General features: G+C 56.9%; 9 protein-coding genes and 1 tRNA gene. 5 read left to right on the top strand and 5 right to left on the bottom strand.

Annotation, left to right across the window (positions count from 1 at the left end):
* Positions 1–158 precede the first annotated feature (158 nt).
* Entirely contained in the window at positions 159–3,578 is a 3,420-nt protein-coding gene (gene dnaE, locus ASN_RS02740; protein WP_058987134.1) for a DNA polymerase III subunit alpha, read from the bottom strand.
* 358 nt (positions 3,579–3,936) lie between these two features.
* On the opposite strand from dnaE, the gene ASN_RS02750 reads away from it, so the two are divergent.
* The 3 genes from ASN_RS02750 to ASN_RS02760 all read left to right on the top strand — a co-directional run bounded on the left by ASN_RS02750 (position 3,937) and on the right by ASN_RS02760 (position 6,323).
* Positions 3,937–4,992 carry an aldo/keto reductase gene (locus tag ASN_RS02750; protein ID WP_058989078.1) on the top strand — a complete coding sequence of 352 codons (1,056 nt, stop codon included), beginning with the start codon at positions 3,937–3,939 and terminating at the stop codon, positions 4,990–4,992.
* A 91-nt stretch (positions 4,993–5,083) separates the two neighbouring features.
* Positions 5,084–5,923 carry a pantoate--beta-alanine ligase gene (panC, locus tag ASN_RS02755; RefSeq protein ID WP_058989079.1) on the top strand — a complete coding sequence of 280 codons (840 nt, stop codon included), beginning with the start codon at positions 5,084–5,086 and terminating at the stop codon, positions 5,921–5,923.
* A gap of 49 nt (positions 5,924–5,972) precedes the next feature.
* Positions 5,973–6,323, top strand: coding sequence for a RidA family protein (locus ASN_RS02760; RefSeq protein WP_058987136.1), 351 nt, complete (start codon positions 5,973–5,975; stop codon positions 6,321–6,323).
* 243 nt (positions 6,324–6,566) lie between these two features.
* Here ASN_RS02760 and ASN_RS02765 read toward each other — a convergent pair.
* Positions 6,567–6,642 (bottom strand) — tRNA-Asn (locus ASN_RS02765).
* Positions 6,643–6,763: 121 nt separating this feature from the next.
* Between ASN_RS02765 and ASN_RS02770 the strand changes: the two genes are divergently transcribed.
* Positions 6,764–7,810, top strand: coding sequence for an ABC transporter substrate-binding protein (locus ASN_RS02770; protein ID WP_058987137.1), 1,047 nt, complete (start codon positions 6,764–6,766; stop codon positions 7,808–7,810).
* 24 nt (positions 7,811–7,834) lie between these two features.
* On the opposite strand, the gene ASN_RS02775 is transcribed toward ASN_RS02770, so the two are convergent.
* Positions 7,835–8,716, bottom strand: a complete 882-nt coding sequence (locus ASN_RS02775; protein ID WP_231948476.1) for a DMT family transporter — start codon at positions 8,714–8,716, stop codon at positions 7,835–7,837.
* Positions 8,717–8,799: 83 nt separating this feature from the next.
* Here ASN_RS02775 and ASN_RS02780 point away from each other — a divergent pair, with 83 nt between their 5' ends.
* Complete coding sequence (locus ASN_RS02780) at positions 8,800–9,357, top strand: helix-turn-helix domain-containing protein (protein ID WP_197603326.1); 558 nt, start codon at positions 8,800–8,802, stop codon at positions 9,355–9,357.
* A gap of 543 nt (positions 9,358–9,900) precedes the next feature.
* Here the strand turns inward: ASN_RS02780 and ASN_RS02785 are convergent.
* Together ASN_RS02785 and ASN_RS02790 are read right to left on the bottom strand one after the other, a co-directional pair.
* Positions 9,901–10,599, bottom strand: a complete 699-nt coding sequence (locus tag ASN_RS02785) for a hypothetical protein (protein WP_157765083.1) — start codon at positions 10,597–10,599, stop codon at positions 9,901–9,903.
* A gap of 519 nt (positions 10,600–11,118) precedes the next feature.
* The gene (locus ASN_RS02790) at positions 11,119–12,324 is read right to left on the bottom strand and encodes a pyridoxal phosphate-dependent aminotransferase (protein ID WP_058987141.1); all 1,206 of its coding nucleotides are present in this window, start codon (positions 12,322–12,324) and stop codon (positions 11,119–11,121) included.

Consider the following 12,324-nt stretch of genomic DNA (forward strand, 5'->3'; position numbering starts at 1 on the left):
AATCATAAAAAGCGCCTGAGGAGGAGATCAACGCCCAGTCCTCTCTGCCGTAGGCTTGCTGTCTTTCACGCCTGTTCTCTCACCTGAAAGGCGTGGTGCATTCGCCCAATACGCCGCGCTATAAACAGAGAGCCCCGACCCCATTTTTCTTGCTGGCGTCACACCTGCTCGACACGGGAAATACCCGGTAGTGTCTTCAGTTTTTGGCCCAGCAGAGGGGTCACGCGGTAGCCACCTTTCAAGCGCACTTCCACATCACAGGTTTCATCCAGCCCCGGCATCAACACAATGCGGCCGGGACCGCCGCGCTGTTCGTTCAGCAGGGCGCTCAGTTGGGCCAGCGCATCTTCCCGCTCCACCCACACGCGCATTTCGCTCGCACCCTGTGCCGCGGCCTGCTCCAGTTCCATAATATCACTGGCCGTAATACGCAGGGCTTCGCCTTCCAGTTTCAGGTCCGCTTTGACCAGAACCGCTGTGCCCGGCACCAGACTTTCCCGCACCCGACCGAGCACTTCAGAAAACACGGTCACTTCACACCCGCCAGAAGCATCAGACAAGCGCACCCATGCCATCTTGTTGCCCGTGCGCGTGGGGCGTTCTTTCTTGTCCACCACACATCCGGCAATGCTGACACGCCCTACCCCGGCCTCCGCCGCAGACAGAAGAGCTGACGATTTTGTTGCCCCCAACCGGCGCAGAACCGGGCCATAGGCGTCTAGCGGATGGGCCGTCATGTGAAAGCCAATGGCTTCTGCTTCCATGGCCAGCCGTTCAAACTCTGGCCAGTCGGAACCATCCACCATGCGCAGGGGCTCCACATCCCCACCACCGCCAAACAGGCCAATCTGGCCGGACGCAGCTTCCTGCGCCTGACTTTGCGCCCGCCGCAGAATGGTATCAGCAGAGCGGTACACACGCGCCCGGTTTTTATCCAGACACTCAAAGGCCCCCGCTTTGGCCAGATTTTCCATCTGCATGCGGTTGATCTGCTTCGGGTCCACCCGTGTGGCAAAATCCGTTATGTCCTTGAACGGTTTGTTGCCCCGTGCGGCAACAAGCGCCTCCATAGCGCTAAACCCCACCTTCTTGATGGCAGCCAGCGCGTAGCGAATACCGTTGGTACCATCAGGCAATGTCTCAACCGAGAAATCGGCTTCCGATTTATTAACATCCGGCGGCAACACCTTGATGCCCATACGCTCGGCTTCCTGCCGCAGGGCCGCCAGTTTTTCCGTGCGTTCCCGCGCCAAAGACATACAACCTGCAAGGAAGGCAACAGGATGGTTAGCCTTCATCCACGCCGTTTGGTAGGAAACAAGCGCGTATGCCGCCGCGTGAGATTTGTTAAAGCCGTAGTCAGCAAATTTTGCCATGAGGTCAAACACCTCAACGGCTTTGTCACGGTCAATGCCGCGTTTTACGGCCCCTTCCGTAAAGATTTCGCGCTGCGTATCCATTTCCGCACGGATCTTCTTACCCATGGCGCGACGCAGAAGGTCAGCACCACCAAGGCTGTAGCCCGCCATTTTCTGGGCAATCTGCATCACCTGTTCCTGATAGACCATAATGCCGTAGGTCTCTTCAAGAATATCGCGGATTTCCTCGTGCGGGGGCTCCCACGCCTCCCCATGTTTCCGGCGACAGTAATCGGGAATGTTCGCCATCGGCCCCGGACGATACAGCGCCACGGCGGCAATCAGGTCTTCCAGCCGGGTGGGACGCATCTGTTTAAGAACGTCGCGCATACCCGCGCCTTCAAACTGGAACACGCCTGCGGTGTCACCCTTGCTGAGCATTTCATACGTTGCAGGGTCATTCAGCGGAATGCGGCTGAGATCAACCTCAATACCCATTTTCTTGAGGAAACCAACGCCCCTTTGCAAAATGGTCAGGGTTGTCAGGCCCAGAAAGTCGAACTTGACCAGCCCGGCCTGTTCAACAAACTTCATGTTATACTGGGTGACCAGCATGTCACTCTTCGGGTCTCGGTAGAGTGGCACCAGTTCCACCAGTGGGCGGTCACCAATCACAACACCTGCGGCGTGTGTACTGGCGTGGCGGAAAAGCCCTTCAATCTGCTGGCCAATTTCCAGAAGCCTGCGCAGCGATTCATCGCTTTCACGCATTTCCTGCAATTTGGGCTCGCCCGCTATGGCTTCCTTCAGGGTAACAGGTTTGGCGGGGTTGTTGGGGATCAGTTCCGCAACGCGGTTGACCATGCCATATGGCAGCCCCAGCACACGCCCCACGTCACGCACCGCAGCACGGGCCTGCAATTTTCCGAACGTGATGATCTGCGCCACACGGTCCGCCCCGTATTCACGCCGCACATAGGCTATCACCTCGTCTCGCCGGTCCTGACAGAAGTCGATATCAAAGTCAGGCATGGACACACGTTCAGGATTCAGAAACCGTTCAAACAGCAGATTGAACGGCAGCGGATCAATATCCGTGATGGTCAACGCCCATGCGGCCAGAGAACCTGCACCCGACCCACGCCCCGGCCCCACCGGGATATCATGCGCCTTCCCCCACTGAATGAAGTCCGCAACGATCATGAAGTAACCGGGGAAGCCCATCTTGGAGATAATATCCAGCTCAAATGCCAGACGATCACTATATTTCTTGCGGGTTTCCTCATCCACATTCATGCCCGCAAGGCGTTTTTCCAGCCCTTCCCACGCCATGGCGCGCAGGGTTTCATCTTCCGTAGCCCCTTCACGCACCTTGGGGCAGATGGGCAGCAGCGGCTTGCGCGTTTCCACCTTCACGGCGCAGCGGCGAGCAATTTCCAGCGTGTTGTCACAGGCATCCGGCAGATCGGCAAACAGTTCCCGCATGACGGCAGGTGGCTTGAACCAGTGTTCCGGCGTCACGCGCCAGCGGTCACGCTCGGCCATGGTGCGGCCCTGCGCAATACAGATCAGCGCATCATGGGCTTCATACATTTCCGGCTTGGGGAAGAAACATTCATTGGTCGCCACCAGCGGCAGGCCGAACTGATTGGCCAGAGCCAGAACGCCGGGCTCCACGGCCTTTTCAATAGCAAGATTGTGGCGGTGCAGTTCCACAATCAGCCGATCATCAAACGCTTCATGCATCTGCGCCAGCCAGCGTTCGGCCTCTTCCTTCTGCCCTTCCGCCAGCATCTGGAACAGCGGGCCCCGTGTGCCGCCCGTAAACAGCATCAGCCCTTCCGATTTCTCGAACAGTGTCTCCAACTGCACAGTCGGGTCAGACGGATCAGATTCCTTGAACCCTTCGGAGGAGAGAAACTGAAGGTTGGTCAGCCCCACCTCGTTCTGGGCCAGAAGCACAATGGGCTCCGCCGGGCTGCCGGGTTTGTCATTCCGGGACGGCAGACCAACCTGACAGCCAATAATGGGCTGTATGCCGGATTTGGTGCAGTACTGTGAGAATTCCAACGCCCCGAACAGATTGCCCGAATCCGTAATGGCCACGGCAGGCATCTGCATGTCTTTCGCCATCCCCGCCAGTTCTGGCACACGAATGGCCCCCTGACTGAGGGAGTAAGCGGAATGAACACGGAGATGGACAAAATCAGCGTAAGACATCCTTTGGTCCTACCACAGCCCGCCCGAAATCTCACCTCTTGCAGGCCCCTATTTGGCACCCCATGCGGCCTCTTTTTTATGCACGCGGAAACCATGCGGAAGGGGAGACACCTGCGCCATTCCCCATGCGCTTCTCCTCCGGGCCCAATGTCGCCCGCCTACAGCCTTCTGTGACCGTGCGGGCTGACACAGCAGCCACAGAAAACAGAGCCAGCCCACTTTCTTCCGCCCTTGCAAGCTCTGCGGAGCAGCCATTCATCAGGCTCAAAAACCCGTGTGTTACGCTGCCCTGCCCTTGCCATGGCACGCCCCCTCCCCAAGGGTATGGACTTACAAAAACGTGACGGAGTACAAAAACGTGCAATATCGTCAGCTAGGCCGTTCCGGTCTGCTTGTGTCCGCCTTCACACTGGGAACCATGACCTTTGGCGGCAAAGGCACCTTCGCCAAGACCGGCAACACCGATGTAAAAGGTGCCTCCCGCCAGATTGACCAATGTCTGGATGCCGGGATCAACATGTTTGATACGGCGGACATCTATTCCTCGGGCGAATCAGAAATCATTCTGGGGCAGGCGCTCAAGGGCCGCACCAAGGAAGCGCTGGTAACCACCAAGGCCCGCTTCCGCACCAATGATGGACCAAATGGAGAGGGCTCTTCCCGCTATCATCTGATTGCCGCCTGTGAAGCCAGCCTGAAACGGCTGGGGCGTGATCACATTGATCTCTACTACCTGCATGAGTGGGATGGCATCACCCCGCTGGACGAAACGCTGGAAGCGCTGGATACGCTGACAAAAGCAGGCAAGATCCGCTACGCTGGTGTTTCAAACTTCTCCGGCTGGCATCTAATGAAGGCGCTCTCCATTGCTGAGCAGAACCGCCTGATCGCCCCGGTGGCCCAGCAGATTCACTATACCCTGCAAGCACGTGAAGCAGAGTATGAACTGCTGCCCATAGCGGTGGATAAATCCATTGGCGTGCAGGTCTGGAGCCCGCTGGCCGGGGGGCTTCTCTCGGGCAAATATCGGCGCAACAAGCCCATGCCAGAAGGGCGGCAGCTTGAAAACTGGGGCGAACCCCCGGTGCATGACAAGGAAAAGCTGTTTGATATTCTAGAAGTGCTGGTGGCTGTGGGGGAAGAACTGGGCGTCTCCGCCGCGCAGGTGGCACTGGCCTGGACCATGCATCGCCCGGCCATAACATCCGTGGTTATTGGTGCCCGCACGGATGAACAGCTTGCAGATAACCTGAAAGCTGCCAGCCTCACGCTTTCTGAAGATCAGATCAAACGGCTGGATGAGGCCAGCAAACCGCCGCTGCTTTATCCTTACTGGCATCAGGCCAGCACTGCCGCTGCCCGCCTGAGCCCCGCCGACCGCCTGCTTCTGGCGCCTTTTACAGAAAAGCCGTAAAACGCACGCATTGCGGGCCAACACGGGGTATGGAAAGCACGCCATCCTGCCCCGTGGCGGCCTTTTTCTTTATGTTCATCAGGACGCATTAATGAAGCTTGTCAAAACCAGACAGGAACTGGCTGATATTGTCACACAATGGCACCGTGCGGGCGAAACCATTGGCGTGGTGCCCACCATGGGCTCCCTGCATGCGGGCCATCTTGCCTTGGTCAAGGCGCTGGATGGCAAGGCCACCCGGCGTATTGTGACCATTTTTGTAAACCCCATCCAGTTCAACAATCCGGATGATTTTCACCTCTACCCCCGTGGGTTGGAGGCTGATGCCGCATTGCTGGAAGAAACGGGGGGCGTGGATATACTCTACGCGCCAGACGAGACACAGATTTACGCCCCGGGCTTTTCAACCCGCGTGGTTGTTTCCGGGCTGGACGCCATGCTGTGTGGGGGGGACCGGCCCGGCCATTTTGATGGCGTAGCCACTATTGTCACCAAACTGTTCATGCAAACCCGTGCAGATATCGCCGCTTTTGGTGAAAAAGATTTTCAGCAGCTCTGCATTGTGCGCCGTCTGGTGCAGGATCTGGATCTGCCTGTCTCCATTCTGCCCGTGCCCACCGTGCGTGAGGCTGACCAGCTTGCTCTTTCGTCCCGCAACAGGCGGCTAACGCCAGTTCAGCGAGCCCGCGCCGCCCACCTGCCCGCCAGCCTGCACACATGCATTGCGGAACTGAAGGCAGGGAAAAATTCGGAAACCTGCCTGAAAACCTGCTGGCAGGATCTGGAAGAAGCAGGCTTCACGGTGCATTACCTTGAACTGCGCTCCAGTAAAAATCTACAGGCCACACAGCCATCAGACCCTTCCGCACGCCTGTTTGTGGCTGCAAGCCTTGGCGATGTGCGGCTGATTGATAACATGCCCCTGTGCTGAGCCAATTCTGTTCCAGCCACCCCCAACCCCACCAAGAAAGCCCTTATTCATGACCATTACACGCCTTGAGCCCGAAGAACGCCTGACGGGTGCCGTTATTTACAACGGCCTTGTGCATCTGGCCGGACAGGTAGCCGATGATGCCTCGCTGGATGCCGAGGGCCAGATGGCCGATATTCTGGGGCAGGTGGACGCCCTGCTGGCCAAGGCTGGCACGGATAAAAGCCGCCTACTTTCTGTTCAGATCTTTCTGGCTGACATGAGCGATATGGCCGCCATGAACCGCGCCTGGGATGCATGGCTTGACCGCAACAACAAACCGGCCCGCGCAACTGTGGAAGCCAAACTGGCCAACCCCGCATGGCGCGTGGAACTGACAGGCATCGCCGCCCTGCGCTAAGCAGCAGGACCAAAAGGGGGCGGCTTTTCTGAAAGCTGCCTCCACCCCACGCAACCGCAACCGCAACCGCAACCGCAACCGCAACCGCAACCGCAACCGCAACCGCAACCGCAACCGCAACCGCAACCGCAACCGCAACCGCAACCGCAACCGCAACAAAGCGGCGGCTTTATTCGCCCACATGCAAGCATAATTTTATGCTAGACAAGGCAGTGCGTTCAAATTGTCAGGGGAAAATCTGGCTGGCTCCCGAAGTAGGACTCGAACCTACGACCCAGCGATTAACAGTCGCTTGCTCTACCAACTGAGCTATTCGGGATCAGCGAGGCACTGTATAACCGGGTTCCCGGCGGGTCGTAAACCCCCTTTTTTCATTTTTTTTCATTTCCGGTTTCCCTTGCAGGACGACACCCGGAAAAACACGGTGTAGGAAGGATTTCATGAGCATGAACGGATCTTCTTCCACCCCGGTTTTCCGCCGCCGTATTCTGTTAAGCAGCCTTGCGGGGCTGGCCGTGGCAGGGGGAGTGAGCGCCTATGAACTCCACCGCGCCAACCGTCCACCGCACAAACAACCCGACGGCCGTTACAGAAAGCTCACCATTGCGTGGCCGCATGCCACCACGGCCCCTGTGCTGGCTGTGGCGTATCAGAAAGATTTTTTTGCCCGCTACAGCTTGGAACTGGAAACCGCCGGGGACTTTCTGGATGGCTCTGAAGCACTGGATGCGCTGGAGCACGGCAAGGCCACTTATGCCGTTGCACCAGCCCTGACATGGCTGCCGCGCCTGCATGCGGGCCTGTCAGCCAGCCTTGTGCTGGGCATTCAGCCCGGCGTGTTCCGCCTGCTGGTGCGGCGTGGCTCCGGCGTGACCCGACTAGACCAGTTAATGAACCGCCCCGTAGGCGTGCCAGACCTGAATGCCGCGGATAAACTGTTCTTTGCCATCATGATGCGCCGCAAGGGCATTAACGCCATGTCTGGCGTGAACTGGAAAACCCTGCCTGCCGAAGAGCTTCTGGGGGCTTCACAGCGCAAGGAACTGGATGCCGTTGTGGCGCATGATCCGCTGGCGTGGCAGTTGCTCAACCAGAGTGATGGTCTGTTTGCGGAACTGGTCAGCAGCAACACCGGCCATTATGCGGACCGCACAAACCTGATTCTGGGTGTTAGCAACAGCGCTTTTGAAGAAGATCCGGATGCCGCAACGGCCCTGACCCTCGCCCTGCGGGACGCCGCAAAATGGACCAACACGCACCGGAGCGAAGCCGCAACCCTGGTGGCGGATGATACCCCGACCATGACGCCAGACAACGTGCTGGCCATGCTGAACAGTGAGCCAACAATCCGCCCCGTTACCGGCCACGCCCTGCGCGAACAGATGGCCCAGTATTGCGATGAACTGCAACTGATCTCTCTATTACCGGAAACCGAGAGCGCCGCGGATCTGGCAAAAACGTACACGCGCAACGTGTTGCGAGGGTAACAACCCTGCCGCAGCTTGCGGAGGCTAACGCGCTTCTTCCATTTCGGCAGAACGGGTAACTCTCGCTTTCCGCGAGCGCGGCAGGCGCAACTCGCTCGCCAGCACGCCCGCAACAATCAGCCCCGCCCCAACCATAGCGGAAGCAGGCAGAACCTCTCCCGCCATGCGTCCTACCAGCCCGGCCCATACGGGCTCGCCCGCATAAATAACGGTGGCTCTGGTAGGGGAAACGGTTTTCTGCGCCCAGTTCATGGCAAACTGGATAATGGCCGTCATGGCCCCAAGCCCAACAGCGGCGGCAACCCATGTCCAGGAAAAGGGCGGCACAGCCTCGCCTGCAAGCGGCATGGTGCAAAAGGCCAGCAGCCCCGCCACCAGAAGCTGCACCATGGTCACCCGGCGGCTATCCACGCCCGGCGCAAAGCGGCTGATCAGAATAATTTCCACGGCAATGGCCAATGCACACAACAGCGTGGAGATTTCTCCGGCACTGAACTGTAGGCCGGTGGCGGCACTCGGGCCTGTCAGCAGCACAAGCCCCACAAAGGCGCAGGCAACGCCAACCCAGCTCATGGCATGGGGCCTGCGGCGCAGGACCGCCCATTGCAGAAACGGAACCATTGGCACATACAATGCCGTAATAAAGGCGGACTGGCTGCTGGGAATGGTTTTCAGCCCCAGCGTTTGCAGACTGTAGCCCAGAAACACCGCCACCCCGATACAGGCCCCGGCCTTGACCTCATGCCGCCGGAATCCGCCCAGCGATTTATGGAACAGCACCACGGACATGATACCCGCCGTTATGAACCGTACCCCAACAAAAAAAAGCGGCCCGGTATGGCGCAGGGTGTTATGAATGATAAGGAACGTTGCCCCCCACAACATGGTAATGCCAATCAAAATCATCTCCTGACGAGAGAGCATCTTGACTGGCAGCTCAGAGGTGGGATGAATTCGGTTCATAGGTTTCAGCATATATGGGCACTATAATGCACAATCAAGCCCCGCGTTCCGATGTTCTTGCCCATGTCGGAACAAACCTCCGCCGTCTGCGCAAGGAAGCGGGCCTGAGCCAGGAAGCTCTGGCAGCGGCCTCTGGCATCAGCCGCCGCATGATTGTGAATCTGGAAACCGGCAACGCCAATATCAGTCTGGGCACGCTGGACCGCCTGGCGGAAGCCCTGAACACGTCCTTCCTGAAACTGGTCAGCAACCCCGAGCGTGAAATCCGGCGGCTGGAGGAAGTGATGTGGCGCGGCGTAGGGCCACAGAGCCAGGCCACATTGCTGGGGGCCGCCCCTGCCCGGCATGATACCCAGCTCTGGCTGTGGTCTCTGGAAGTAGGCGAGCGCTACACGGCTGATCCAGACCCGGAAGGCTGGCATGAAATGATTTTTGTGCTGCAAGGGACGTTGCGGCTGGATTTTGACACGGAAAGCCAGATTGTGCCGACCAATGACTTCACCATCTATAGCAGCGCCCAGAACTACGCCTATCAGAATGTCGGGAACAGCGTTTTGCGCTTTATCCGGTCTGTGTCGTCCTGATCTTCAGGTATCCGTCCAGTCTCTTACAATACAAACTAGCTTTAAAAGCAGTTCTTCATCCGCAAGCGCTACCTGCACTTGCGCGACCACAGTTCAAAACAAAGATGCCAATCAGTGCACATTCTTATTGCCACGCGCTGTAGCGTGAGTGACCACCCACTACTTTACAGTAATTGGGATTCTGCCTGCGCCCTGTTGTGGTTTCTCTTCTGCCGTCAGGCATTGCAACAAGGGCCGCATCTTGTGGTGTCGAAGAAAAAACCGCAGACATGGGTGCCCAGATGAGAGCGGTGGATAATCCTGAAACATGACAACTCGTGGGTGGAGCAGGCGCTTTGTGGATGACAATCTGGACAGAATGGACGCCTGTCAGACGGAAACCTCAGATGTAGGAAAAGCTCAAAAACTCTGCAGTTTCATTCTGCCAGAAAAGTAGAGATCGGCTTTCAGGGGGCATTGATTTGGCGGCAGTCAAGGATGACAGAGTTTCTGATCAGAACGTGTGGTGCGTTTATCCGTGCGCCCCTAATGTTGCTTGACCCATCAGATCAGTTTGATCCCCTCTTTATCTTTTAATTTGTCATAAAGCAGGCCATATTTCTTTTTATTCTTTTCCCATTTGTCCTCAAGTTCCTTGCCCAATTTTGCTGCAATCGGGCCAAGAACAGGAGGCTCCTTAACCCATTCTCCCCCAGTGGTGGAATTCCAGAGATGCTGGAAAGTCAGTCCAATCAGCCCGGATTTTTCAACCTCGTCTTTCAGGACATCTGTGCAAAGTCTCATGATCGGATCTTCATGAGGAATAAAAATAGCAGGTGCCTCTCTCAGTCGGCTCGGATCAAAAACCCATCGATTGACTTCAGACCACAAATTTAGTTTTTCAATCCCTATTCTTCCCTCAATCTTTCCCTTGACCGTGCAGTCATAGTGGGCAGTGCATTTGAACCACCAGTAAAGGCGTTCACCGACTTTGACGGGCCGGAACTCACCGCACGCCTCTATTAGATGCTGAAGCAGGGATTTTGCCGTTTCATCAAGAATAAATTCGTTACCCGCATAATAAGGGATAAAGTCCACATCTGTTGTGAATTTACTCAAGCGGATTGGATAGAGTTCCCAGTCTTCCAAAGCGATATCATTGGGGAAGACGGGTTGTCTTTTACCGTCCATTATTCTTGCTGCGGGTGAAATGCGACCGTATTGAAGATTACTGCTGACACGATAGACGTTTATTTCTGACATCGTAGATTTCTTTATCCGTTGGTAAGAATATCGGCACCCGAAATAACGTCCTGCAGCAGTTCTGTCTGTGCGTCGCCACTGTCCCTAGCAAGTTTTCTGCAAAATCTCGTAACGCACAAGGGATTATGGACTACCCAACCTCAAACCCGCCTGTTCGGGCTGCATCATTGGTAAGTTCATCAACACTTTCCGTGATTGAATTTATTTGACCAGAATAGTTTTTGAAAGCTCCGATCCCGCCATGAACCACTTGCTCGTGATAGGAGCGCAGCAGGATAGATGTATTTGCCAGAGCGTTACTGTTCAAATGTCATTTATCGACAGGAATACGTCTTGCCGGGTCAACACCCTTAAGAGTCAGAGAACAAGATGATGAACCTGTAGCTTGTCATCAGGTATATCCCCCGATCCAAGATTGCCTTTATCAGGAAGAACGGAATTATGCTGAAAGACAGCAGTTTCCACGTCCTTCCTAATATTTTTCTTCCAGTTTTTCTTCAGAAGGCTGTCCAGAACAGCTTAGTGCAGATCGTCCACAAACCGGGCAATGCGGGTGCAGGCTTCTTTCAGGTCTTCATCACGGGTGGCGCAGGAAAGGCGCAGATAGGGAGACAGCCCAAACGCTGAACCAGGAACCGTGGCCACATGCGCTTCTTCCAGCAAAGCCACTGCAAAATCATGGTCGGTTTCAAGCCGGGTTCCGCCTGCTGTTGTGCGGCCAAGGCAACCCGCCACACCCGGATAGGCATAAAATGCCCCTTCCGGCATGGCGCAGGTCAAGCCGGGCACAGCACGTAAAGCCTCAACTACCATCTTACGGCGGCGGCTGTATGTTTCGGCCATGGTGCGCACCAGATCAGCCGGACCATCCAGCGCGGCGGCAGCGGCGGCCTGTGCAATGGTACAGATGCCGGATGTGGCGTTTCCCTGCACACCGCGCATGGCGGCAATCAGATCTTTCGGGCCACCGGCAAAGCCTACGCGCCAGCCGGTCATGGCATAGGCTTTGGAGACACCATTCAACGTGATGGTGCGGTCTTTCAGATCGGGCGCTACGGCCGCAATCGATGCCGACTGCACGCCATCAAAAACCAGATGTTCATAGATCTCATCAGACAGGATCCATACATCCGGGTATTGCCGCAGCACCTCTGCCACGGCGTGCAGATCAGCCTGTTCACACACCGCGCCGGTAGGGTTGTTTGGGAAGTTCAGCACCACCCAGCGCGTGCGGGGGGTCATGGCCGCAGCCAGCGCCTCGGCTTTCAGGCGAAAGCCATCTTCTTCCCGACAGGGCGCATAGACCGGCACACCGCCAAACATGCGGGCAATAAGCGGATAACTCACCCAATAAGGGGCGGGTACCACCACTTCATCCCCATCATTCAGGGTGGCCATGAAGGCGTTGAAAATAACCTGTTTGCCACCGTTGGAGACCATGATCTCGTCCGGGGCATAGTCCAGCCCGTTCTCGCGGCTGAACTTGCGGGCAACTGCCGCCTTCAGCGCCGGGGTGCCATCAACTGGCGGATATTTGGTCTGCCCGGCCAGCGCTGCCTGATGCGCAGCCTCCACCACGGCGGCTGGCGTGGGAAAATCCGGTTCCCCCAACGCCAGAGAAATCACCTGTTTGCCTTCTGCCCGCAGGGCACGGGCGCGCCGCGCCATTTCAATGGTGGCAGGCGCGGGCAGCCCTTGCATCCGGCGGGCAAAAGAGCGGACCAT

This window comes from Acetobacter senegalensis, from assembly GCF_001499615.1.
GTDB classification, from domain to species: Bacteria; Pseudomonadota; Alphaproteobacteria; order Acetobacterales; family Acetobacteraceae; genus Acetobacter; species Acetobacter senegalensis.